This is a genomic window from Sphaerochaeta globosa str. Buddy (assembly GCF_000190435.1).
GTDB classification, from domain to species: Bacteria; Spirochaetota; Spirochaetia; order Sphaerochaetales; family Sphaerochaetaceae; genus Sphaerochaeta; species Sphaerochaeta globosa.
Genome location: NC_015152.1, coordinates 2162372 through 2186579 on the forward strand (window position 1 = coordinate 2162372; position 24208 = coordinate 2186579).

General features: G+C 50.1%; 19 protein-coding genes. 4 read left to right on the forward strand and 15 right to left on the reverse strand.

Annotated elements, in window-relative coordinates; genetic code table 11:
• The first annotated feature begins 88 nt into the window (after window positions 1-88).
• Window positions 89-1486, forward strand: coding sequence for an MATE family efflux transporter (locus SPIBUDDY_RS10115; RefSeq protein ID WP_013607661.1), 1398 nt, complete (start codon window positions 89-91; stop codon window positions 1484-1486).
• Here the strand turns inward: SPIBUDDY_RS10115 and rsmA are convergent.
• From rsmA to SPIBUDDY_RS10135, 5 genes are all read right to left on the reverse strand, one after another.
• Window positions 1452-2219, reverse strand: coding sequence for a 16S rRNA (adenine(1518)-N(6)/adenine(1519)-N(6))-dimethyltransferase RsmA (rsmA, locus tag SPIBUDDY_RS10120; protein WP_245523839.1), 768 nt, complete (start codon window positions 2217-2219; stop codon window positions 1452-1454). The genes SPIBUDDY_RS10115 and rsmA overlap by 35 nt on opposite strands.
• Window positions 2122-3669, reverse strand: a complete 1548-nt coding sequence (locus SPIBUDDY_RS16380; protein ID WP_081454641.1) for a ComEC/Rec2 family competence protein — start codon at window positions 3667-3669, stop codon at window positions 2122-2124. Before SPIBUDDY_RS16380 ends, rsmA begins: the two co-directional genes overlap by 98 nt.
• Window positions 3670-3688: 19 nt before the next feature.
• On the reverse strand, window positions 3689-4393 hold the full coding sequence (locus SPIBUDDY_RS15735; RefSeq protein ID WP_049787868.1) for a hypothetical protein: 705 nt from the start codon (window positions 4391-4393) through the stop codon (window positions 3689-3691).
• 71 nt (window positions 4394-4464) lie between these two features.
• Entirely contained in the window at window positions 4465-6177 is a 1713-nt protein-coding gene (locus SPIBUDDY_RS10130) for a phospho-sugar mutase (protein WP_013607664.1), read from the reverse strand.
• Window positions 6146-6841: an HAD family hydrolase gene (locus SPIBUDDY_RS10135; RefSeq protein WP_013607665.1), complete on the reverse strand. Its 696-nt coding sequence runs from the start codon at window positions 6839-6841 to the stop codon at window positions 6146-6148. Before SPIBUDDY_RS10135 ends, SPIBUDDY_RS10130 begins: the two co-directional genes overlap by 32 nt.
• A 79-nt stretch (window positions 6842-6920) precedes the next feature.
• Here SPIBUDDY_RS10135 and SPIBUDDY_RS10140 point away from each other — a divergent pair, with 79 nt between their 5' ends.
• Window positions 6921-8147 carry a class I SAM-dependent rRNA methyltransferase gene (locus SPIBUDDY_RS10140; RefSeq protein ID WP_013607666.1) on the forward strand — a complete coding sequence of 409 codons (1227 nt, stop codon included), beginning with the start codon at window positions 6921-6923 and terminating at the stop codon, window positions 8145-8147.
• On the opposite strand, the gene SPIBUDDY_RS10145 is transcribed toward SPIBUDDY_RS10140, so the two are convergent.
• Both SPIBUDDY_RS10145 and SPIBUDDY_RS10150 read right to left on the reverse strand, forming a co-directional pair.
• Entirely contained in the window at window positions 8144-8782 is a 639-nt protein-coding gene (locus SPIBUDDY_RS10145) for a YkgJ family cysteine cluster protein (protein ID WP_013607667.1), read from the reverse strand. The genes SPIBUDDY_RS10140 and SPIBUDDY_RS10145 overlap by 4 nt on opposite strands.
• Before the next feature lie 55 nt (window positions 8783-8837).
• Window positions 8838-9863: a magnesium transporter CorA family protein gene (locus SPIBUDDY_RS10150; RefSeq protein ID WP_013607668.1), complete on the reverse strand. Its 1026-nt coding sequence runs from the start codon at window positions 9861-9863 to the stop codon at window positions 8838-8840.
• Between the two features lie 294 nt (window positions 9864-10157).
• Here SPIBUDDY_RS10150 and SPIBUDDY_RS10155 point away from each other — a divergent pair, with 294 nt between their 5' ends.
• Complete coding sequence (locus SPIBUDDY_RS10155) at window positions 10158-10709, forward strand: hydrolase (RefSeq protein ID WP_013607669.1); 552 nt, start codon at window positions 10158-10160, stop codon at window positions 10707-10709.
• Here SPIBUDDY_RS10155 and SPIBUDDY_RS10160 read toward each other — a convergent pair.
• From SPIBUDDY_RS10160 to SPIBUDDY_RS10195, 8 genes are all read right to left on the reverse strand, one after another.
• A complete protein-coding gene (locus SPIBUDDY_RS10160) occupies window positions 10706-12190 on the reverse strand; it encodes a hypothetical protein (protein WP_013607670.1) in 1485 nt (494 codons plus the stop codon). The genes SPIBUDDY_RS10155 and SPIBUDDY_RS10160 overlap by 4 nt on opposite strands.
• 40 nt (window positions 12191-12230) lie before the next feature.
• On the reverse strand, window positions 12231-13277 hold the full coding sequence (locus SPIBUDDY_RS10165) for a dihydroorotase (protein ID WP_013607671.1): 1047 nt from the start codon (window positions 13275-13277) through the stop codon (window positions 12231-12233).
• Window positions 13270-15003, reverse strand: coding sequence for a dihydroorotate dehydrogenase (locus SPIBUDDY_RS10170; RefSeq protein WP_013607672.1), 1734 nt, complete (start codon window positions 15001-15003; stop codon window positions 13270-13272). The genes SPIBUDDY_RS10165 and SPIBUDDY_RS10170 overlap by 8 nt, the downstream gene beginning before the upstream one ends.
• Complete coding sequence (gene pyrF / locus SPIBUDDY_RS10175) at window positions 15000-15866, reverse strand: orotidine-5'-phosphate decarboxylase (protein ID WP_013607673.1); 867 nt, start codon at window positions 15864-15866, stop codon at window positions 15000-15002. The genes SPIBUDDY_RS10170 and pyrF overlap by 4 nt, the downstream gene beginning before the upstream one ends.
• A 9-nt stretch (window positions 15867-15875) precedes the next feature.
• Window positions 15876-16574: an orotate phosphoribosyltransferase gene (gene pyrE, locus SPIBUDDY_RS10180; RefSeq protein ID WP_013607674.1), complete on the reverse strand. Its 699-nt coding sequence runs from the start codon at window positions 16572-16574 to the stop codon at window positions 15876-15878.
• Between the two features lie 17 nt (window positions 16575-16591).
• Window positions 16592-18196 (reverse strand): bifunctional aspartate carbamoyltransferase catalytic subunit/aspartate carbamoyltransferase regulatory subunit, encoded by a 1605-nt coding sequence (locus SPIBUDDY_RS10185; RefSeq protein ID WP_013607675.1) that lies wholly within the window; start codon window positions 18194-18196, stop codon window positions 16592-16594.
• A 169-nt stretch (window positions 18197-18365) separates the two neighbouring features.
• On the reverse strand, window positions 18366-20978 hold the full coding sequence (locus SPIBUDDY_RS10190; protein ID WP_013607676.1) for a GumC family protein: 2613 nt from the start codon (window positions 20976-20978) through the stop codon (window positions 18366-18368).
• Between the two features lie 11 nt (window positions 20979-20989).
• On the reverse strand, window positions 20990-22579 hold the full coding sequence (locus SPIBUDDY_RS10195; RefSeq protein ID WP_013607677.1) for a polysaccharide biosynthesis/export family protein: 1590 nt from the start codon (window positions 22577-22579) through the stop codon (window positions 20990-20992).
• A gap of 490 nt (window positions 22580-23069) precedes the next feature.
• Between SPIBUDDY_RS10195 and SPIBUDDY_RS10205 the strand changes: the two genes are divergently transcribed.
• Window positions 23070-24164, forward strand: coding sequence for a BMP family ABC transporter substrate-binding protein (locus SPIBUDDY_RS10205; RefSeq protein WP_013607679.1), 1095 nt, complete (start codon window positions 23070-23072; stop codon window positions 24162-24164).
• Window positions 24165-24208: the final 44 nt, after the last annotated feature.

A 24208-nucleotide genomic window follows, 5' to 3' on the forward strand; every position in this document is an offset into this window, starting at 1 on the left:
ATCCAGGGCAGGAAGGAATCTCTTCCTGCCCTTGCTCCAATTACTGCTTTCCACTACGATAACCGCGCCTCACAAGGAGAGGCTTTGTATGAGGCGTGTAAGCAATCCCATCAACCTTCTTGATCGTTCCATACCTGTGGGTATCATTATCTGGTCTCTTGCCTGGCCGTCCATCCTTGAGCAGATCCTCCAGGTTACCGTTACCTATGTCGACTCAGCCATGGTGGGTTCCCTCGGGGCTCATGCAACCGCAGCAATTTCAGTCCCCACTTCCACTATCTGGCTGATAAATGGCTGGATGAATGCATTTGCCATTGGATTTTCCGTCCTTATGGCCCGCAATCTTGGTTCCGGCAACACAATGCGGGCCAAGCAAATTACCAAACAAGCCCTCTTCTCGTCGGTCTATTTCGGTCTTGCCCTCACGTTGATCGGCATTATCCTCGCACGCTATCTCCCCGCCTGGATTGGCGCTGAAGCCGAGGTCCAGCTGCTTGCCCGACACTATTTCCACTACATAGCCTTGGGATACTTTCCCAACCTGGTGATGATTCTCATCAGCACCCTGCTCAGGTGCAGTGGAGATTCCAAGAAAGCACTCTACCTGAACGGCTTGAACAATATCCTGAATATCGTATTCAACTTTTTCTTTATTTTTGAGACCATTTCACTGGGGTCCCTCCAAGTGAAAGGCTTGGGCTTGGGCGTCAAGGGAGCTGCCATGGCTACTTCCCTATCCTGCACCATCACCAGCATTCTGCTGCTGATCATTCTCATCGGCACAGACAATCCCATACGAATCCGTCTGTTTGAGCGCTTCTCTTATGAAAAATCCATCCAAAGAAGTGCCATCAGACTAGGTATTCCGGTGGCATTGGAACGCTCCACCCTTTCGCTCGGCCAGATAGTATTTACAAAAATGGTGGGGACTCTGGGAACCACAGCCTTGGCCGCCCACTTCCTGGCCAATACCGCAGAATCCATAACGTACCTGCCACCTTCGGGATTCTCAACCGCAGCGACTACCCTGGTTGCCCAATCGCTGGGCAGCAACGATAAGGAGCTGGCAAAGAAGTTTGCCAATCTCTGTACCTTATGGGGAACGCTGCTGATGAGTTTCATGGGGTTGATGCTCTATATTTTTGCACCAAATTTGATGGGTTTCTTCACTTCCGATGCTGCAGTCATCGCCTTGGGGACAACAATATTGCGCATCGAAGCCTTTGCCGAACCTGCTTTCGGCCTTTCCATGCTCGCGTTCGGGGTGTTCAGGGGAGCCGGGGATACAAGAAGACCATTCTTTATTTCCATTGCAGGCATGTGGTTGCTCCGCTTGCCTCTCGCATATCTGTTGCTACACACTACAAGCTTGGGCCTGTTGGGCATCTGGATAGCCATGGCCAGCGACCTTACACTCAGAGGAATCATTTGCTTGGTGCAGTATCGTAGATTTACTTGGCTTGATAGCTGGAAAGAGACTCACTGAGAGCAATAAAGTCCGACCACACAAGCGCTTCGGCTCGTTTGGAAGCATCAACACCCGACCGTCTCAACAGTTCCTCCACTCCCTCTTTTCCCACTTGGGCGGCAATCTTACCTGAGAGTAAATTATTCTTGGCCGTCTTACGTCGTTGGGCGAACAGGTCACGGATGACCAAGAGAAAGAGGTGTCTCAGCTGTGAAGGAACCAAGCTCTGGGGGCGAAGCGTGAATACTACCGTGCTGCTGGTCACTTTCGGAGGTGGGTAGAAAGACCCGCTGCTGATGCTGAAGGCTGGTTTTACCTCATAGTCCATCTGAGCGAGCATGGAGAAGGATGACCAATCCTTCGAATCGGGTGATGCACACAGTCGGTCGACTACTTCTTTTTGCAGGGTGAATACCATAACAGGGGGACGATAGTCGCTCTCCAAGACTTTGGCTATTACCACCGACCCTACATTGTACGGCAAATTGCCGCACAGCCTATCAGGAGCTCCTTCTTGGCCGAGCGTGAGAGGAAGCGTTTTCAGGGCATCCCCCGCAATGAGACGGAATGACAATTCATCTGCAAAGGCTTGCTCAGAAAGAATACGACAAAACCCATGATCGATTTCAAAAGCAGTCACCTTCGTCCCTTTTTCAAGAAGCAGGCTGGTGATCGCTCCGATCCCCGGTCCCACTTCCCAGACCGTCTGTGCCTGTTGGACATCCAATAGTGCTACTATCTTCTCCCTCACTGCTCGGGAGATCAGGAAGTTCTGACCAAATTTCTTGGACATCGAGAGCTCCTCTTCCTTGAGCAGAGCAGTGATTGCTATCGGGGAGTCGTATGCGAATGTCCAACTCATAGTGTGATCTCCTTCGCTTCTGTACAGCTTTTGTAGCATAGCCAATTGAGACAAGACAGGTCAACAACACAAGGATATACACACCATATCCAAGCAGGCCTACCTGCATGGCATACCCCTGGTTTGTTGAGAGCACTCGTTGCAGCAGATCCTGTACAAGCGTAAGGATTTTTCCAAAAAATGAGCCAAAGACAAGGCTGAGGAAACTAAAGGCCATGGCAACGTTGATTACGGGGGTAAGGATGGGAGAGAAGAACAATCCCGCAAGATTGCAGCTGCCATTCATAAGCAGGGAGGCAGGGCCGGTACCTGCGATGATGATAGCGGTATTCTGCAGGGGGAACTTGGGCAAGAAAGCTGCCAGCAGCAGCATTGAGTAGGCTGCCCAGCTGTATAAGCAGGCAAGGCTGGAGAGCGAGTACGGAAACAGCAACAGCTGCAAGAAGAACGTTAATTGAAAGGCTGCAATACGGGATATGGGAAGTAGTGAACACAGATGCATACCCAAGGCCCTGACCAAAGAAGGTTTTGGGCCTACGAGTACGACATATAGGATTGCAGGAATTGAGCCTACCCGCTTCCCCCAGAATCGTCCAAAAAGAACTATGCTGATGCGGCTGCTCAACGACAGAAAAAAGTGAAGGTGCATACCCGAGAGCGCAAGGAGGTGGGAACACCCGCAGGCGAGACTTACATCCTTGAGAAGGAAGCCTGCCTGTCCCGTCTGGCCCAACAAGAGCATTGTGGCAAGGTTTTGCGTCGCTTCATCGGCAATTACCTGCTGTATTCGTGCACTGAGCAAACGCAGAAAATACAGGCGCAGGCGGGCGAGCATGGAAAGGTACATAACCTGGAGGCTATCGGCAATGAATAAACCGGATTGCAGGTCCAAATGCCCTTTCATCCTCAATTGGGATCCCGAGGCCAGCACCTCGTCCACCGCAATCAGGGCTGACACTGTTCCCTTGCATGTAGCACGATACCCTTCCTTGGAAGTACAACAGCTGAGGGCGATACGGGCGAGTTGCTTGTTCGAACGAGTAAGCAGGGAGTCTTCTACCAGAGTTCCCTCGATCTCGGTGATATGCTGCACTGGATAGCCGTAGCTTGGCTGGTTAACCCCACCCGCCCATCCCAATACGGCATACAGGCAATAAAGCACAAGCGAAAGCAACACTATGCTGATTCGCTTTGTCTTGCACGTCTGCATCAGGCTGAAGGTAATCAAGGCACCCAGCAAGCCTATAGGCAAGGGATAGGCAACCAGAGCGACAGAAAAACTCGCCATATAGAGACCTACGAGGGACAGGAGCAAGAGAGCGGCATGATAGGCTTGCATGCCTGCAAAGGTAGGTTAGTTATCCTGTTGCTTCAGATAAGGTAACCAAGAGGGAGAGCAACGGCAGATCGATCCTCTGTTGCATGTGCTGGTGGAAAAGCCTTGCCGCAAGACGGGAATCGACCCTCTTCTGACGTCTGAGACTTACAAGGTTCCGAGCAGTCTTCAGTAAAGCCTTGTCATTGATACGAATATACAGAAACAACAATTTGGTAATCTCGGAAAGTTCGTCCAGCTGCCCTTCAAAGGAGAACGGCACCATCTGTTCAGAAGAAACAAGACACAAGGAATTGCACAGTGATAAGGCATCGACTTTGGAAACCTCATCCAGATACTCCTCCAAGGTAAAGATCTGTTGGTCGATTACCTCTTGCAACTGTGATGACCGGACTTTCAGCTCATAACGTCGGCGCTGGGCAACCGAGGAACGGGTGTCACGTTTTGCAAGTGCTGTCCAACCCAGGACCGTCAACGCAACGCTGATGGCAATCTCATCTACCATGGGAAGAGGATCTCGTATGCCCAAAGAGAGCACAAAATAGGAAGCAGTGAAAAGGATGGCGCAAAGCAACAAGCGGGGTACATATTGTTTGTTCTGTATCCAGCGATCTACGCTGAAGTCTATGGCAGAATACAAAGCATACGTAACCTCATCCTTCTGGTTTTTAGTCAACATCCCACTGCTCTTGAGCACTACCTCTTCATCTTCCTTCCAATCATCCATACGCTCAACATCCAAGTACGGAGAGAGGCAAAGACTGTTTTTCTGATGTCGGGCAAGTACATAACAAGTAATCAACTGAGGGCCGCCTTATAACGCTGGATGCGGGAGGCAAGCTCAAGCTCATCTTCTTCCCGCTTCCCCCCTTCCAGGGTAAAGAAGAGGTAGTATTTAATTTTGGGTTCCGTCCCGCTGGGGCGGACAACCAATTTGTCACCGCATTCGAATCGGATAATCAGCACATCGGAGGGAGGGAAGGCTGTCTGCTTTCCATCCAACAAATCCTGGATGGAGGAAATTTTGGCTCCTGCAAGCACATCGCCGAGGGACAACTTGCGCAGATTTGCCATAATGGCTGCCATTTTTTCCTTTCCACTGGCGCCTTCGTAGTCTTTGGAGAAGACTGCCTCGGTACTGTATCCCCACGTTGTATAAATTTGCTCTAGACGCTGTTGCAAGGTCAAACTCTTCGTCGCCCAATAGCTCATCATCTCTACGCTTGCAAGGGCACTGCTGATAGCATCCTTGTCCCTGACCTGGGGAAGTGTCAAGAACCCATAGCTTTCCTCACAGCCAAAAAGGAAATATTCCGACTCCCCTTTTGGTCCTTCCAAATCAGCAATCTGCTCAGCAATATACTTGAATCCGGTGAGAACGTCCTTGCAACGGCCACCCTGACTCTCCACAATCCTGGCTACCAGGTCGGTGGTAACCAGACTCTTGACCACCAAGGGTTTCTTAGCCAATTTCTTATGGCTGTCCGCTTCAATCAGGTAATCAACCAGCAAGGTAGCAATCTGATTTCCTGTCAGCAGCTGATATTGCTTCTTTTCTGCATCGAGGGGAATGGCAATGCCTAGTCGGTCTGCATCGGGGTCCGTTCCCAGTACAATATCTGCTTTCTCTTTCTTGGCAAGAGCTATTGCCATTTGCATGGCTTTCGGATGCTCCGGATTGGGAAGCGGGACAGTGGGGAAATTCCCATCCGGCTCCTGTTGCTCTGGCACAACTATGCAACGGATTCCCACCTTGTGCAGCAAATGCTGAACGGGTATGTTGCCCGAGCCATGCAAGGGAGTGTAGACCACAGTGACAGGACTGTCCTGCACCAAGGCAGGGCGCCTAAGGCTCATGAGAGATGCATGGTAGTAAGCCTCATCCACCTTTTCAGGAACGGGAACCAGAAGACCCTTCGAACGGGCACTCTGCTCAGTCATTTCCTTGATGTCCTCAGGTTTCACTGCATTCGCACGTTCGGCAATACTATAGTCATGGGGAGGTGTGACCTGCCCTCCATCACGCCAATACACCTTGTAACCATTATACTGGGCGGGGTTGTGGCTGGCAGTGATGACAATGCCTGCGGTTGTCTGTAAGTAACGGACAGCAAAACTGAGCATCGGAACCGGATGCAAATTGGGATAGAGATAGACTGAAATTCCATTTGCCGCGAGGACCAAGGCTGCCTCATTGGCAAAAAGGTCGCTGTAACGACGGCTGTCATAGGCAATGACTACGGAGGGATTCTTGGAAGCGAGATTCAGATAGTCACTCAGGCCTTGGGTGACCTTGCGAACCATGAAGCTGTTCATGCGGTTGGTACCGCCGCCGATGACACCTCTCATTCCGGCCGTGCCGAAGGCAAGACTGGTATAGAAACGATCATACAAGGACTCCCAGTTCGATTGGGAAAGTTCAGCTTCGACTTCTTTGGAAAACACTTCCTGCCGCTCGGCTCTCAAATATGAGTCGGCCTTATTCCGTAAATCCTTCTCGTTGTATGCCATAGATTGCGTCCTCCAATTCACCTACCGTATCGACAACCACAGACCCTTCCAGAGCCAGCAGTTCATCCTTTGGCCGAAAACCCCACGAAACAAGTATATGGGAACAGTGTGCATTATTTGCGGTTTGCCAATCAACTTCACTATCTCCAACATACAGCAAGTCTTCCGATGGAATACCTACTTTCCTGCAAAAATAGTCGATTCCCGACCTGTCGGGCTTTCTGGGAAATCCTTCCTGCAATCCCCGAACCCATACAAACGAGTAGGTGGGAAAGAGAGAGGAAACAATGCGTTTGGTCAGCCCATCCTCTTTATTGGAAAAAATGCCTATGGGAATATTCTGCTTTGCAAGGCGTACAAGCAAGCTTTCTATTCCCTCATATGGATGACTATACACTGCATAGTGTTCACGATAATAGAGAAGCATGGCTTGGTAGAGTTGATCGAACCGATTTTCGTCAACTTGGTGGCCAAACGAGGAGAGAACCCCTTTCAACGCATTGGAAAGCCCCCTGCCAACCACCTGTTTGGTGAGGGTTGCTGAAGGAGAAGGAAGATTTTCACCAGCAAGTGCATGTGCCAATGAGCGGCGTATATCCTCGATGGTGTTAACCAGCGTCCCGTCCAAATCGAAAAGGATCGCCTTGACAACCGGTTTCTGCATAGGGCCATTATCCGGTATGCACAGGGAGCAAGTCAACAAACGTTTTGACAAAACCATGGCCTTCGGCTACTGTGTAGCCATGCAAATCATTACAATCAAGGATGGTAAGGAAAAGCAACTCCTTCGCCATCACCCTTGGGTCTTCAGTGGTGCTCTCTCTACCCCAACCACAGCGTTGGAAACCGGAATTGCCAGGGTGGAAACCCAGGAGGGCTCCTTTATTGCCTTTGGCTGGTACGACCAGGAAAGCCATATCCCGCTTCGACTGCTTAGTTGGGACGAAGCAAGAATCCCTGACATGGCATGGTGGAAACAAGCCATTACCGATAGTGTACGCAGACGAAGCACCTTTTTTCAGGATAAGGCAGGGGGTACAACCACCTTCCGCATTATTTTTTCTGAAGCCGACATGCTTCCCGGTGTGGTCGTCGATGTGTATGGCACGCTACTGAGGATCATCATCAGTGCCAGGGTTGCTTGGGACCATCGCGATGTGATTGTCTCCACCTTGGATAGTCTGCTTAAGCCTTCATTGATGCTGCTGACAACCGACAGTGCGTTCTGCGGAGCAGAAAAGTTAAGTGAAACCATGCTCTATTATCAGGATGGACAGTATTTCAATCCCTCCAAGCGGCTGGATCCCATCCGCTTCCGAGAGGATGGTCTGTACTATGAGGTAGTTCCGGGCAAGGGGCAAAAGAGTGGATTCTACTGCGACCAGCGGGAGAATCGCAAGGCCATCGAAGCCTATGCCAAGGATGCGGTAGTGCTGGATGGGTGTTCCTACACGGGGGCCTTCAGCCTTCATGCACTGAGAGCCGGAGCAAAGAGTGTTGACTTGTTTGATTCCAGCGACCCTTCTCTTCGCCAAGCGTTGGTGCATGTGCATATCAACCAAGATATGAAAACCATCCCCCAGGACAGCCGCAGTAAAGTAACCACTACAGTCTGTGACATCTTTGAACAGATGCGAGTCATTGAAAGCAACCACTACGACTTGATGATTCTCGACCCTCCCAAGTTGGCGCAGACCAAGGCGCAAGCTGAAGGGGCACAAAAGGCGTACAAGGATTTGAACCGTCTTGCCATGCAAAAAATCAAGAACGGCGGCATTATTGCCACCTTCAGTTGCAGTGCATCGATCAGTGCAGAACAGCTGCGGATGATTCTGGCTTGGAGTGCAAAGGATGCCAATGTTGAGATTCAGGTCCTGAAAGTCCTCGGCCAAGCCGAAGACCATCCAGTGCGCCTCTCGTTCCCTGAATCAGAATACCTATGCGGGTATATTTTGCGGGTTCTGCGCTAACTGGCCAACGGATTCGGCGTATCGTCGGGATTGGAATCGTCAAATTCAAGCATGCTTGCCAGAAATTGAAGCTGGTCGAGCATGCTTGATACTTTTTCCGGGAGGAATCCGACTTCCCCTTCTTGGTCATCAAGTGAACGCAATGCATAGGAGTAGTCCTGCATGACGGGAACATCGGCTGTAAAGGCAATATGTTCTGGCATGGTTTTTTCCGCGTTGTATTTGCATCTCCGAAATACTGCAGCACCATTTTTGTCCTGATTGGCACAAGCTCCGAACAAGCGGCAGATCAAAGGCCGTGCGGCATACACTGAGCAATGAAACGGGGAATCGAAGCGGTACAAGGGGCAGGGACCCTGTTGATTGCCCATATTCTGGCGCACGCTTTCAATCAGTGAGGCATCCTTCTTGATAAAGAGCAGATAGGCTGCAACCAAACGTGCCTCGCTTGCAGTGATGTCAGGCATGAAATGCTCACAGCAGGTTCCACACCCCGGGCCGCAGGCTATGGCATACTCACTACAAAAGGCATTACTCTTTTGTTCGATATCTGTATATAGGGAAAACAAGTCGGTCATCGATTGACCGGCGTAGGTTCCGCCAAACGCGGAACAGAGTTGTGCGATGCTGTCCATGATAAAAGTACTCTCCTGAGAACTTTGTGATGGTAGCATTACAAAATTGAGTGAATCAATCGGGTAAGGACCGTTTCTTGCGCTTTTTTCTCCGATTCTCTTTTTCTGTCACCCGAGCTCCGAGCAAAGACCGTTGCACCAACCTTGCGTTGCGGCGGTCCGAGAGAGTCCAACCACCGATCAGAGCACTTACTCCGCAGAAGGTCAGGATGCCTATCCAAGCAAAGGGATTGTTCATGAAGGGTAGATTGACGTTCATCCCATAGAAACCCGTAACAAAGGTGGGGAACATCAAGCTGATGGAGATAATGGTCAGCCGCTTCATGATGACATTCATATTATTGCTGATGACCGAGGCAAAAGCATCCATGGTTCCCGTAAGAATTGAGGAATAGATATTCGCCATCTCGATGGCCTGCTTGTTGTCGGTAATGACATCGTCCAAAAAGTCACGCTCCTCCTCCCCTGCCAATTTGAAATAGGGAGTTCGAAGCAGTCGTTCAAGAAGTGCCTCATTCGTAGTCAAGCTGGTGGAGAAGTACACCAAGGACTTTTGGATCTGCAGCAGCTGAATAAGCTCATAGTTCATGATACTTTTCTGAAGCTGTTCTTCAACCTGGCTCTTCTGACGGTTGATGTATTTGAGCAGGCGGATGTAGACCATCACAGCACGGCCGAGAATGCTGATCACAAAGCCTTCCATCGTCTGCACGGGATACTGGCGATATCGGTTCTTGGCAAAGTCCTCAAGCACAATACTGTCACTTTGGCAGATGGTGATGACGGTATCGCGGACCAGAACAATGCCCAACGGAACAGCATACTGGTTGATTCCCTTGCAATCATCGGCCATGGCGGGCAGACGCACGATGAGGGCGATGTAATCATCCTCTTTCTCTATGCGCGCCTGTTCGTCCTGGTCCATGATATCTGCTAGCAATTCACTGGAAATCGAATACTGCTCCTCGAGCTGGGAGATGTCATCGCGGTTGATGTCTCGTGCATCAACCCAAGTGTATGGAGCCTCCTGGATGATTTCTCCTGGATTTTGGCTCATCAGATTTTTTCTGATTGTGATCATAATTCCTCCGTGGATGATTGGGGCGTTCTCCCGATTCCACAGGGGATGGACCTGGTAGGTCTACATGCAATACCAGGAGGACGCCATAAGCGGGTTTCTAGGCAGGGGTGTTATACTGCCACCATCGTCTAACGTAGACATCTGGCTCCTCCTTACATGAGATGGCCTGCCTAGCTGGCAAGCACCGATCTCAGTCTAACACAGACAGAGAAGAAGAATAAAGGGGGCATGAAAGAAAAATCAACCTTTTCCAAATCAAACAAACAGCCTATACTCGGTTCAAGGAGGAACGCTATGGTCACGAGAGAAGAAGCCGAGGTTCTGCTGCGTAAGTATAATCCCAATGAGGCATTGATATATCATGCATTCTGCGTTGAGGAGACAATGATGCGCTTTGCCGTCGAGTATGGTCACGACCCACACTACTGGGGCTTGGTAGGCTTACTGCACGACATCGATTGGGGGATGTTTCCCGCTGAGCACTGCAAAAAAGCTCCCGAGCTCTTGAAGGAAATCGATGTTGACGACGCATTCGTGCGTGCAGTTTGCAGCCACGGATGGGGCCTGTGCAGCGATATTGAGCCAAAACTCTTCATGGAAAAAGTACTGTATACCATCGATGAGCTGACCGGCCTGATATATGCGACAGCCCTCATGAGACCGGAACACATGCAGGGCATGGGTGTAAAATCTGTCAAGAAGAAGTGGGCTTCCAAGGGATTCGCCGCGGGAGTAAACCGCGACTTGATCACCCAAGGAGCTCAAATGCTCGACATCCCACTACAGCACATCATCGATCTCACCATTGAGGCAATGGAAAAAGCCAGCACCAAAATAGGTCTTTAGGCCAGCGGCATCTGCTCAATGCGGACGATGCCGCTTTTATTGAGCACCACCGTGTAGTGACTATAGTTGTCCAGATCTTCTTTCTTGGAATACTCGCGGATGACCAAGTGCATATGATAGACCCGTTCGCTACTGAGCTGGTCCAGTTCATCCGCGTTGGGATCCATCCTGAAAACTACATCGTTGGGGTCGTCCATTTCCTTGAGGAAGTCATCGAGGCGTATGCGGGTAACAAGGGTGAAATTGTTCTCCCTTGGAAAGCTATCCCGCTCCAAAGCATGCTTGGTCAAAGGATGCATGGATAGATCGCGGATATAATGAATCACATCCTCTTTGGGGAGCATGTCCCTGAAGGGGTTGTTTTTATCCTTTCGGATTTCCTTCACAACAGGAGGGAGATTTTCAACATCCTCAAAGGTGAGACGAATACGGCTCGAACAGATTTTTTTGTTCGTTTTGGGTGAGAGAAACGAGGATATCTCGTCAGCCATCATCCTAGGAAGGACAGCCTTGAAGAAAAGACGCAGCCATTCCTTGATTCTATCCTTGAAGACATATCCAATAATTACTATGAACGCCCACTGGAAGCTGTTGCGTATGAACGTTGTCTCGGCAAAAATGGTCGTCAATGTAGCGAATGCCATAGCAACACCAGCGGCCGTACCGGCTAGGATTTCTGAAACACGCTTGGGCCATCGGGAGACTTCAGGAACCAGATAGAGTGAGGATTGGGTCCACTTCTTCAGTATTGCCTTGCGGTACTGCACAGTTTCGGAATTATTGCTTCCGCTTGGGTAATCATGTTCACTGCGATATTCCATTTCCTCACGAGAAAAGCTCAGCAACTCCGAAAGGATTTTCGGAATTTGCGGCTGCAAGGAACTACAAGCCATATACAGGTCGATCGCATGTTTCTCACAGAGCAGGCTGTTCGCTTCATCGGCCCAAAGAAAGGCAAGCAACAAACGATTGTCGGGACTGAATTTTGCCTGAATGGCTTCCACAAGGTCGCGGATGGTCACACAAAGCTGGTTTGTATTGGCATGCCAGGCATTCAAGGTCATCTCAAGGTCGTTGACCATGCCCAGCTTCACCATGTCCTTGCAATCCTGAAGGCACGCTTTGTTCTCATGCCGCACGGAGTTTACAATGGTTTGCAGTTCATGGATTACGTTGCGTTCGGGCACACTGGTCACATCCTTAACCAGATCATCGGTGTATCGCTTGAGGATGGTCAGAGGACTGAGGTTGTTGCGCATATCCAGCAGCTCTTCCAGCGTTATTTCCGGAGAAGAGTACCTTCCATGGCTTTGAAACTTGTGGAGCAGCCGTTCTTCTGAATACGTATTCTTGTTCACATACAACTGTGGTGGGGAAAACAGATAGTAGTGAATTTCGCGGTCATACCGTTTTGTCTCAGGAATCGGCAATATGAGTTTAGTTTCCAGGTGTCTGCTCGAGTGTTTACGAAGATCTATCAAGTCGCCCTCCCGACTGCAGTAGTATACAGGAGCGAATGCGCTAACGCAATCGTAACTTGCTAAAGCTGTCGTATGGATAGGCGAGGGAAGCTGCAAGAGACAGATCTGAAAGCTGGTCGTAGGAGGGGATGGAAATTTCCCGTTCTTCCAGACGGGCAACCTGAAGGATCCTCCCTCCCAGCAGCTGTGTCAGCAAAGCAGGTGAAGCTCCGTGCTCGATGAGCTGTTTCACCAACAGAAGCAAACCGCTGAAGCCGGGAATGCCGCAGGCTCCCGCTTCCTTGTCTACCAGGGTATGGGGTGCATGATCAGTTTCAATCCAGTCCACCCTCCCCTGAAGCAAGGCGGCAAAAAGGGAACTCCTCTGCGTTTCACTGCGTAGCGGAGGATTCATTTTTGCATACAGTGAACGATCTTTTGCATCCTCTGTTGTGAGAAGAGCGTGATGAGGGGTCACTGCACAGCTGATTCGTCGATGATTGCGCTTTGCCTCCTCGATACCACGGAGAGCCTCAATGCTGCTGAGATGGCAGATATGCAAATGGCCTTTGAAGCCTGCCTCTTCAGAGAATTGAATCTGGTCGAATACCGAGGCAACCTCGGCCTCAACAGGTCTGGCAAGGCTGTGGCTGGAGAAATCATGAGCATCTTCCAAATCAGATTTGAGCAACGACTCCTTTTCGCAGTGAACGGCGACCATTCCCTCGTACCCTACCTTTGCCAGGGTTTGGTACACCGTACGCTGCATCGCCTCATCAACAAGGCCCATATTCCCGGTCGAATGCCCGGCAAAAAGTTTCAAACCGATTACTGAGGGAAACAGCGTTTTTGCAAGAGAGGCAACTTCTTCTACCTGCTTCAAGTCGGAGGTCACTCCGGCCCAAAGGTGGTAGCGGACATCCTGGCTGGCATGGGCGGCATCTTTTAGGCGCTTACGGATCGCCGCCTCGGTTGTAAGGGGTGGATTGGTATTCGGCATATCGAACAGCTCATCTATTTTGCACCGAAAGGCAACCTCCATCCCATGTCCCAAGGTTTCTTTCTCTGCCTGATCCCAGTCCCTGAGGTGTACGTGTGGGTCAATCATAGGCCAACAACTCGCTTGCTTCCTGCCTAAGGAAATCATAGCGCATGAACGTACCCCAGCGACACGTAAGTCGATCGCCGCATGCACACTCGCCGCACATACCGATACCGCAGAGCGTCATCCGCTCCATCGAGAGGTAGAGGTTCGTTTCTTCGATGTTTCGGCCAAGCAGCTTGCGGCTGGCTATCGCCATGAAAATCTCAGGACCAACCAAGTAACATGCCGTTTCGTTCCCCAATTCGATGGTATCCAACAAATCGAGCACCCTACCCGGCCTTCCATCATCAGAGACACAGGTAAATGATCCATACAAACCAAGCTCATCCTCCAAGAGGGCCTTACTTGCAACCGCCTCGCTCGTCCCTATGAGAATAGTCATTTCCGTTCCCTGTTCCTTCAGTTGCTTGGCCAGGGAAGGAAGTACCGCAACCCCGGTGCCTCCTGCTAGTAAAAGGGCACGTTTGGTTGGTGTATTTTGTAGTTGGGCACCGTAGAGTCCCCGCACATAGAGCGTCGAGCCTACCGACAAATTGCACAGAGCTTCAGAGAAAGGACCCCGCTTCTTGATGATGAACGTCAAGGGCTTGTTGTGGGCAACTGAAAAGGGCTTCTCCCCGATCGTCGGAAGCCAAAGAAAGGCAAACTGACCGGCTTTGCAGTCAAGACTGCCGTCCAGGGTAATAATGACGGTATCCTTTCCATACCGCTCAAAAGCGGTTACTACATGTTTTTCATAAGCCATTTGCCGTTCGTGCTTGATGAAGGAAGTTGAGTGTCGAACCCTACTTGTTTCAACATTTCGCAATAAAGCTTCTGCTTCAGTCTTGACCGCATACAGGTAGGAAGGCCAGTCCTGTTGGTCCACTGTGCCCAAAGCCGACCCGATGCCTACTGCATCAGCTCCCGCCTGGACCAAAAGGGCAACCTCATCTCCGGTGCTCACCCCGCCCATTGCAATGAGGGGAATAGCATCCCCGCAAGCATGGCGAATGGCCGTAACAGCATGCAGGGCGGCAGAAAAAATTTGCTTGCCGCTGCATCCACCCTTGCCGCCGAGCTTGTTCTGAAGAATGGGCATTCCACTAACCGGGTCCAGATGGACAATGGGCCCAACGGTGTTGATGGCGACCAGCCCATCGGCACCACTGTCCATCACCGCTTTGGCGATAGAGCCGATATCCTCTACATTGGGAGTCAGCTTTACAAACAGGGGGGCTTTGCAGCAGGAGGTTGCTTCCTTGATGGCCCGAACATATTCGGCAGCGATTGCTTGGTCGCAACCGATGGAGGCTCCGTATCCTACGGAGGCGTGGGGGCAGGAGAAGTTCAACTCGACCAAGTCGGCAACTTCATCGAAGGCTTTCACCAACGTGATGAAATCCTCGATGCTGTTGGCTGAAAGGGAGACATTCAGCAAGGCATTGAACGTATGCTCGCTTCTCAGCATTCTCAGTTCATACAGTGCCTGCTGCAGCCCGGGATTACGCAGGCCTACTGAATTACCGAAGTTTCCCGTCTGGGTTTCGCAAATGACTGGTTCCCGGTTTCCAGGATTCACTTCAACCTGGAAACTTTTGGTTGTGATAATGCCGATGCTCGGCACTTTGGTATCAAAATAGGTGATGAGCTTTGGTTTTGTGGATGCGACACCGCTGACAGTTGTCAGCAATACCTCCTTGGAACAATCCAGATGCCGACGGCCAAGCGTCCTCAGAACATCCTTCATAGAGCTGTCTCCTTGATCAGTTGACGCAGGTTATCCTCACACATCTCAAGCCAATCCTCGGGTACCGGAGCCTTCTTCCATGGATGGGTAAGCGCACTTGAGCTGTTGATTCTCGCCAAGGCGATGGGATACCCGACATTTCTGAGAATATCCATGACCTGGGGGGCAGAACCTCCCTGACTACCGACACCGGGGATGAGCATGGGGACCAACTCGGCCTGATAGAACGAGGCGATAGCGCTCAATTCCTCAAGATTGGTCGCACCCACGACCGCCCCTACTTGTGATCGTTTCTGGTTATAGGAGGCAATTTGCGCTGCAACCTCAAGATAGAGAGGCCTTTGATCGGAGAGCAACAGATTCTGCAGATCCCTTCCACCCGGATTGCTGGTTCGATTGAGGATGTAGATTCCCTTGCCCTCGAAGTCAGTGAAGGGCTTGATCGAATCGCTACCCATGTAGGGTGCCACCGTAACCGCATCCGCATTCCAAGCCTCAAAGGCTTCGTTGGCATAGTTGAGACTGCTTCGGGCGATATCACCACGCTTGCTGTCAAGAATCACCGGAATTCCGGGAAAGAAATTCTCCACCAGATCCAGGACATCACAGAGGGCCATGCTTCCTGAAAAGTCTTCTTCCCGGGGTCTGTCCAAGCTCTGATAATACCCGATGTTGGGTTTGAACGCAGCGGGGATAAGTCCGGAAAGAGCCATTCTTCGGAACAGTTGTTGGAAAAATGCATTCAAATCGGTACGCAAATCTCCGCTGTCAAACGGCAGAGACTCTCTTTGAGGATCCAAACCCATACAGGCGATATTCCCTACCTGCTTCGCGCTCGCCTCTAGTAATGCTCCATACTGCATGTTGACTCCTTATTTGGCAACCATAGGAAATCCGTGTTTCTCTCCCCATGTAAAGGGGTCCTCTCTCCACTGGGACAGATAGCCTGCTTCTTCTTCATTCACATAGCCTTTTTTCAATGCGCTTTCCACCATGACATCGTAGTCGAGAATTGTGTAGAACGTGCATTTCTGATCCAGCGCTTCAAAAGCCTTGACTGCGGCATCGAAGCCATAGGTGAAGATGGCCAAGGTATAGGGACAGACTCCCCCTGCCTTGACAATGGCCTCGACTGCCTTGATCGAAGAGCCTCCTGTGGAGATAAGATCCTCTATGAGAAGCACCTTTGCCCCTTCATAGGATCCACTCTGCCCCAAGCCCTCGATTTGTTGCCCCAGTCCATGGTCCTTACCCGAGCTGCGCACATAGCTCAGCGGTTTTGCAAGCCGGTCGGCCAATGTGGTTGCATGGGGAATGCCGGCGGTAGCCGTTCCCGCAATATTGTCCGGTTCGAATTGCAGGCTTTCCAGCATGGCGGCAAAGGCATCACAAACCAAGGATCGGGCTTTCGGTGATGCAAGCAATCTGCGGTTGTCGTTGTAGATGGGCATGCGGTACCCGCTTGCCCAGGTGAAGGGTTGCTGTACCTGTAGCTTGATTGCTCCAAGATCCAGCGCCACATGTGCCAAGAGAGGCCCATAATGATTCGTTATTTCAGTAGTGCTTTTCATGGTTTCTCCAGTCTACCTTATTTTTTCCTGCTCTTCCAGATTTCCTTGAAGGTATGCTTTTTCCCGCAGTAGGCGCAAGCAAAACGATTGTCGTTGGTCCGATAGAAACGTGCGGGAACCCCTTCACTTTGATCGGGATGGGAAATGCATGCTTCGTTGGTACACCCGAGGTCCTCAAAGTTATAGATTCGTGGCGGTAGGTGCAACCGATATTTGTTTACCACCTTGCCTCCCTTGATAAGATTGAGCGTACACCCCGGAGCTACGGCACTCAGGCGTTTGAGATGCTTTCGGCTCAGTTCATACAATCCAGGCCTGAAGATAATGCCCTTGTAAAGCGTGCCGTCCTTATGACCGGTACTGACCCATTCCCCGCCTTTGGCTTCATCCAGACCCAAAACGCTGCTGATAAGGCGCATATGGTCACGAATCTCGCTGGGGCAATCGCCTTTGCATATGTGGTCGATAACCAAGCCGTCGTGAATCGGCTGCACCCCTTCACTGATCACCTTCTCCCTGAGTTGCTGGCAACTCAGGTCCACTTCCTGAATGTAATCTTCCTCTTCCGGCTTCATTGCAAGCTTTGCAGGCTGGAATTCAGAGCCGATCCTTCCTGCAAGTAAGGCAAGCAGGACTATGCGCACATACATGCCGTTGATCGACTGCCGCTCCCATCCGTTGAAAGGTGTTTCATCGAGGAAGGTAGGAATGGTCGGGGTTACCTTGTGCCGTGGGAGCGGATGATAGAATTTGGTTCCTGCTTTAAGGGTATCCATAAACTCCTTACGGAATGTGATGGAGCGTCTCAATTCAGCCTGACGCTGCAGAATCCGGTCACCCATGCGTTCCAGCTGGGGTCTGGTGAAATACCATTTATCCGCCACATCGCTTTGCTGCAGGTATTGCTCGATGGATTCGAACAACCGTACTTCATATCCATTCTCCTGCATTCTTTGCACATACGCCTCAGGCATGGCCAATTCAACAGGAGCAATCAAATCTACTTTGACGTGCTTGAAGATTTTCAATCCATCCGCCTTGGAGTGCACGGTGCGGCCATGGAAGAGATCTCCTACCAAGGCAAGATGCACAGAATCACAACTCCAGTTGTTGTCTTCAAGGAAGGTAAACTCATCCAACAGTTCCTGGGTTGGATGCTCGTGCTTTCCATCCCCGGCATTGATGAAGGCCGGCTTGCGATAGAGCTTGTTACGCTTCGCATAGTTGGCACAAGTGTCCTCGAGCCAGCGACACACACCTTCAAGCTTGCTGCGCACGATGAAGATGGTATTGGCATAACCGCTGAGTGTATAAAAGGTATCGGCATAACTCTCCCCTTTATTGAAGGAGGACGAGTCGCTATTCAGCTCTGACACCTTGGCATGATGAAAATTGGCGGCATTGCGGAACGATTCCTTGGTTCTGGTGCTGTCCTCAAGGAATACCTCATAGATACCGAAATCCTTGTCATCGATCCGATATTGTTCAAGGGTGGCTGCATCTTGGTTTTCCATCGCCCTCTTGAGAATCTTTACTTGTTCAAAGAGGTACAATCTCTCCTCAATGGAGAAGTCCTCGATGACGCACAACGACCGTGAGGCAAATACATTCTGCTGTTCCATCTTCGCTCCTTCAAAAAAAAAGCCGGCCCTACGACCGACTTTTCAATGCAATGCAATATGGGAAATACCCGCTGGTGGACTGATATACACATCTGTATCGTTTCCTACCCATAGGTTCCCTCCAATTTTCTTCTCAGACCTTAGCAGAGAGAAGCAGTTCTGTCTAGAGTCAGTCCTCTTGTTTTTTGCCTATCGCCAGTTCATCCATCTCGATCACGCTGAGGCTGTCAAACGGAACGTTTGCCTTCTTGGCAGGCTTTTCAGATTGTTTCGGTGCTACCGGTACTGCTGGTGTAGCCGATTTCTCCTCCACCTGTACAACGGGAGCACTTTGCGATGCAACAGAAGGGCTGGCTTTCGCTTCGAAAAAAGCTGAACTATGCGTACTAGCATGAGCTTGAGCCCATGCCTCCAATGTCCTGAATTCTGCATGCTCTCCAAAGGCGAGAACCGGGTCAAACTGCTCGGTGGTGATTTTACCACGGTTTTTAAGGTCAAGCTTATAGCGCCTGCGATACCACGAGGTGGAGCGCCTTCGCATATGGCCTTTGCTGTTTTTTCTCGCATTCCCCTGCCCTTGGGCATATCCGTAGCGATAGGCGTAATGACCGTAGCCATAACCATATCCCTTGCCATAGCCGTAGCGATAGCTGGAAGAAGAACCGGGAAGCACTCCGTTAAACACAAACCCAATAAGCGGAGCGTTGGCCGTTTTCAGGTTGGAAACCAAATCAAACAAGGAACCCTTGCTGGTTATACCGGCACGTACGGTAATGATCAGGCCGTCTACATGCTTGCTGATCGAAAGCAGCTCACTTGCAGACTCAAGTGGAGGCGCATCGATGATGATGAAATCGTAAAGGTTCTCCAAGTATGCAATACCCTGAATGTAACGGGGATTGGAGAAGATTGCAGCAGGTACCAGCGGAGCATTGCCTGGGGGCAGCAAATGCAAGGTAGGAGTATTTTCGAAAGGTTGGATCAAGCAATCCTCGAGCCTTGCCTTTTTGGTGACAAAGTCTACCAAACCCACTTCCCGATGCTTGAGACGGAAATACCGCTCCATACTCGGAAGGCGCAGATCACCATCGATGACCAGAACCTTGCTTCCCATCTGGGCAAGAGCTAGAGCCATATTGCCGATGATGGTACTTTTTCCTTCAGCCATAGCGCAGGAAGTGATGGAAAAGACTTTCTTATCTGTTTTGTTGTACAACATGTTGGCTACCAGCTTGAATCGTTCTGATTCAAAGGAAAGCGGATCGTTGTACACAGAAAGGGTTGGATACTTATCGTTCTCGGAGACCTTCATCATGGGAATCCAACCAAGAATGGGAATTTCCTTTCCTACGATTTTCTGAATCTGCTGTTCACTCTGGATGGAGACATCGAGAGTCTCAACGCCCAACGTAAGCAAGAGTCCTATGGCAGCACCAAGCAACATGGCTACAGCAAGAATCAGTAATTTATTGGGACTGACCGGATTGAGGGGTAGATTGGCGGCGTCGACGACTGTCACGTTGCCGGTGACTGCTGCCTCAGTCAATTTCACCTCTTCAAGCATCTCTCTGAGTTTCAAACCGATTGCTTCATAAATCTGGACATCGCGCTGCAACTCGCTGAGCTTGCGTTCAAGCACGGGAAGCTGTGAAAGCTCTTCTACGAAAACCTCACCCCGCATCTCCAGCACTTGAATTCCCACCTCGGTAGTCAAGGCTTGTACGATGGCCTGGGTGTAGGCTTCATTCCCGTAGGAACGGGTCAGCGTGGAAATACGGTTGAGCAATTCCTTGGTAACCTGACTGATTGCACTGCTGATAACATACGTGCGCGATGAGGAGTCCAATACCGTGGAGGGAGCCACCGTTGCGGTGTTCCCTGCTGGATTGGATAGTGATTCATACATGGTAAGCTCAGTTTTCCAAGCACCCAGGTCGGCAAGCTTAGCCATCACGACGCTGTCGTTCTTGATCTGGTCCAAAGCTAACACACCAGCGATTCCAGCTGCTTTCAGTGAATTGGTATACGATTCAATGAAGACTTGCGATTCCTTTAATTGTAGCTTCAGTGGTTCCAATCGAAGCGTGTAATAAGAAATCTGTTCTACCAACAATGAACTTTTGTCGGTAAGCTGGATGATATCACTGTTCTCCCTGAAATCACCGAGGGAATCGCTTGCATTGGAAAGTTCGGCGTCGTTGATGGGAATCTGCGATTCAATGAATTCACGCTGGGCGGTCTTGGAGTTCTTCGCAATGCCGGTGAGTAGTGAGTCATAACTTGCTGCCAAGGCATTGGAAAAATCACGGGCAAAGGCAGGGCTGGCATCGGTTACCGCAATGCGGACGATGTTCGTGTCCTTCACAGTCGACACGACGATGCGTTCCTTGACATTTCCCAGAGCTTCCTTACTTCGATAGTCAACACCGTCAGCGTTGTGATAGGAAGCCAAATCCAAGGTACTTAGTGCATATTCAATATTCTTGCGGCTGGTGATCAGCTCTACTTCCGTAGCAATTTTCGTAGTGGATGTAGAAACATCCAACAGGGATTCAAACGAGGAGGAACGTTGGATCGGCTCAACCAAAACAGAAACCTGACTCTCATATTGGGGAACAGCTATCTGCAAATATCCCACAGCAAGACCCATAACTACAATCAAGCCAATGACAAACCAGCGGAACCGTTTGCGGAAAATATGCAGAAGCTCAGCTATTGAGATGCCTTCTTCTCCACTATCATACGGTGAAAGAGTATTCTGCAACTCTTCTTGTTGACTCATCTATGCTCCTCCTACAGGGTCTTGGCATCAAGAATGATATTTACGACTGTGGCAACAATGCCAAGCAGGGAACTGACCAAGCCAATAATCGCCACCGTCGGAGCAATGTCACGGACAAAAGAATTCTTTGCAACGGTTATTGTCGATTCAGGTTGGATGGGGTCAGTGCCATCCTGTTTCTTGCCATCCGGACCATAGACACTGATTGAGGTCGGATAGGTCGCATCATCGCTCAAGCCACCGGCAAGTGCAATATAGTAATTGATTCCCTTGTCAGGAACGTAGGCGAAAATTCCTGATCGCACAACGGCTCCGCTTACCGTCACAAACCGCTGGTTGAAGGGAATTAAGAAGGTATCACCGCTTTCAAGGCGCATCGAACCTTGGTCATTCGTACCATACAGCACCTGTTGGGCCTTTACAGGAATTTTTTCTCCATTTCTGAGGAGATAGGCCCCGTCAAGGTCGCTGACGGTCATCAAACGGGGCGAGATGGAGGACAGCATCTGCTTCAGCGTCTCCCCCGGATAGAACTGGTAGAAAATCCTTCCGGAAGTGTATCCAACCAAGGCTGTGGAGCTGAGGGTATCAAAAGCTTCGCTGGTTGCTACCGCTCCCTCGATGGTGACACTGTGCATGCTTGGGGTAATTGTATCGACGATTACTTGGTCTTGGTGTTGTAGGAGAAAGGACGGATTCTTAACCAAATCTACGTACACCACGTCCCAAATACCTGTTTCATTGTTATACCGTTGCAGTCTGATGTTCTGGACATCGGAACCGCTAAGCACGCCTCCCCCATACGAGGATATAAGAGAAGATAGGGTGTCTTGCGAAAGCAACTGATAGGTCCCGCTTTGGTACACATTTCCACCAAGGCTCACAAGCTTTTGGGCCCGTTTCAGACGAACGACATCACCGCTCTTGAGCAGGGGGTCTTGCGCCAGTTCACCCTTTCTCAGGGCTTTGTACAAATCGTACGTTTTGGTGCTCCCATCGACGGAGGTAATCTCAACCTCACGGCTGGAAGCATAGGGACTCGCACTTTTTACAACTTCTGAAAGTCTTGAAAGGCCCCAAGCCGGGACAATTCTTGTTCCCACCACCTCTCCAACTACAGAAACAGTAAAGGAGCCGGTTCCAATGAACACCACCTGTGGATTGGAGAAGCTGTGATAAGTCTGTACCATCGATAATATCTGTTGTCTGAGTTCTTGGAATGTAAGGCCCCGGCCTTCAATAGTGCCCAAACCGGGAATCGCCACAGAGCCCTGATCATCGGCTTGCAGATCCAAGGTGACTGTTTTCATTCCATCAAGATAGACAAGACGAAACGTGTCTCCAGGAGTTACTGGATAGGAAGGGCTGCTGATGGCACTGAGGACCCGCTGGTTTGCATCCAGCTGCAATTGCTCATCGATCAGCCCGAGCTGTTGGGCATAACTCTGAATTTGGAGGGTTTCTTGCTCGTCTGTCTCTTTTGGGATTGGGCCAAAAAGGGACGAACGTATTACCAACCCTGCATCTTGCGCCTGTAGGCTGGAAATACAAACGATAAGCAACAGCAAAAGAATCGAAAACTGAATTCTACTTTTCTTCATGCGATGAAATCCTTCACTTCTGAAGTATATGCGTAAAAGGTGCATTGCGATGCGTATCATCCTAACATTTGTCATTAGGTGAAACAAGCATCAATGCTCTTTATATACAAGAAAACCACTCTTAAGGAAAATTATTACAATGCAGAGGTTTTGTTGCGACATATGCAGCATATGTACTAGGATACACTACCTATTGCAGCCCAATTGGTATGATAATGCAACAATTATGCTCGCTTGCAACATATTTTTCTTTCTGCTTCGGTATTTCACACATTTTATTTTCACTTTGTTGCATTTTGAGGGAAATAGTACATTTATTAAACACTTTTTCAATTTCCCACTTTTTTTTCAGCAAACTCTGAGTTTTACCGCTTTACATGTTTCTAAAGAATGCTTTGACAGCAAGAAAAACGTCCCGTATAATTTGAAACAGTTGAGGTTCTTCTAGTACTATCAACGCCATCACGCAATCTTTTTTAAGGAGAGAATCATGAAAAAAGGTATTGTTCTTCTGTTGATCGTGCTGTTGGTTTCTTCCTTCGCATTTGCGCAAGGAACAAAAGAAGCTGCCGGTTCGGCAGATGCACCACTGAAAGTGGGCGTCATCTACATCAGTCCTCCTGGAGACATGGGCTATTCCTACATGCACGACCAGGGCACCATTGCCATGGAAAAGCATTTCGGGGACAAGGTACAGGTTATCCGCATGGAGGGAATTCCTGAGAACGAGAGTAGCGAACGGGTTATGGAGAACCTCATCGACGAAGGCTGCAAAATCATCTTCGCCAACTCCTACAACTACCAGCAGTACATGCTCAACGTCGCCAAGAGATATCCCAATGTGTACTTCGAGCATTGCTCCGGCTATCTCTCAAATGACAACATGTCCAACTATTTCGGCAGAATGTATCAGATGCGTTATCTCTCCGGAATGATTGCTGCCAAGATGTCCCCCTCCGGCAAGCTCGGCTATGTCGGCGCCTACAACACTCCTGAAGTTGTTCGCGGTATCAACGCTTTCGCTCTCGGCGCCCGCACCATCAATCCGAAAGCAAGTGTCACAGTTGTTTGGACCAACACTTGGTTCGATCCATCACTGGAGAGACAGGGTGCAATTGCTCTGCTCGACCAGGGTTGCGATGTCATCGCTCAGCACCAGGACACCACCGAGCCCGCAAAGGCTGCAATCGAGAGAGGCAAGTATGCCATCGGTTACAACGCTGACTTCCGCGGCATGATCGGTGACGACCGCATTCTCGTTTCCCCGATGTGGAACTGGGGCAATTACATGATCCCGGCTGTCCAGAGTGCATTGGATGGAACTTGGAAGACTCAGAGTTACTGGGGTGGCCTTGAGGCTGACATGATTCACCTTTCCCCGATTTCCCCGCTCGTACCCGCCGATTTCGTCAAGCAGGTTGAAGCCAAGCAGACTGAAATTCACGACGGCAAGTGGGATGTATTCTGGGGCGCTCTGAAGGACAACACCGGTGCTGTCCGCCAGAAGGCTGGAGAGAAAATGAGTGATGAAGCCATGCTTACCATGGATTGGTTTGTAGAAGGCGTCATCGGAAGAGTCAACTAATCATTGATCCTCAATCAAGAGGGGCGGGCAAACGCCCGCCTCTT

Coding starts and splice junctions, on each gene's coding strand:
- SPIBUDDY_RS10115 (WP_013607661.1), top strand. CDS start 89: ATGAGGCGTGTAAGCAATCCCATCAACCTTCTTGATCGTTCCATACCT.
- SPIBUDDY_RS16380 (WP_081454641.1), bottom strand. CDS start 3,669: ATGCAAGCCTATCATGCCGCTCTCTTGCTCCTGTCCCTCGTAGGTCTC.
- SPIBUDDY_RS15735 (WP_049787868.1), bottom strand. CDS start 4,393: ATGGATGATTGGAAGGAAGATGAAGAGGTAGTGCTCAAGAGCAGTGGG.
- SPIBUDDY_RS10130 (WP_013607664.1), bottom strand. CDS start 6,177: ATGGCATACAACGAGAAGGATTTACGGAATAAGGCCGACTCATATTTG.
- SPIBUDDY_RS10135 (WP_013607665.1), bottom strand. CDS start 6,841: ATGCAGAAACCGGTTGTCAAGGCGATCCTTTTCGATTTGGACGGGACG.
- SPIBUDDY_RS10140 (WP_013607666.1), top strand. CDS start 6,921: ATGCAAATCATTACAATCAAGGATGGTAAGGAAAAGCAACTCCTTCGC.
- SPIBUDDY_RS10145 (WP_013607667.1), bottom strand. CDS start 8,782: ATGGACAGCATCGCACAACTCTGTTCCGCGTTTGGCGGAACCTACGCC.
- SPIBUDDY_RS10150 (WP_013607668.1), bottom strand. CDS start 9,863: ATGATCACAATCAGAAAAAATCTGATGAGCCAAAATCCAGGAGAAATC.
- SPIBUDDY_RS10155 (WP_013607669.1), top strand. CDS start 10,158: ATGGTCACGAGAGAAGAAGCCGAGGTTCTGCTGCGTAAGTATAATCCC.
- SPIBUDDY_RS10165 (WP_013607671.1), bottom strand. CDS start 13,277: ATGATTGACCCACACGTACACCTCAGGGACTGGGATCAGGCAGAGAAA.
- SPIBUDDY_RS10170 (WP_013607672.1), bottom strand. CDS start 15,003: ATGAAGGATGTTCTGAGGACGCTTGGCCGTCGGCATCTGGATTGTTCC.
- pyrF (WP_013607673.1), bottom strand. CDS start 15,866: ATGCAGTATGGAGCATTACTAGAGGCGAGCGCGAAGCAGGTAGGGAAT.
- pyrE (WP_013607674.1), bottom strand. CDS start 16,574: ATGAAAAGCACTACTGAAATAACGAATCATTATGGGCCTCTCTTGGCA.
- SPIBUDDY_RS10185 (WP_013607675.1), bottom strand. CDS start 18,196: ATGGAACAGCAGAATGTATTTGCCTCACGGTCGTTGTGCGTCATCGAG.
- SPIBUDDY_RS10190 (WP_013607676.1), bottom strand. CDS start 20,978: ATGAGTCAACAAGAAGAGTTGCAGAATACTCTTTCACCGTATGATAGT.
- SPIBUDDY_RS10195 (WP_013607677.1), bottom strand. CDS start 22,579: ATGAAGAAAAGTAGAATTCAGTTTTCGATTCTTTTGCTGTTGCTTATC.
- SPIBUDDY_RS10205 (WP_013607679.1), top strand. CDS start 23,070: ATGAAAAAAGGTATTGTTCTTCTGTTGATCGTGCTGTTGGTTTCTTCC.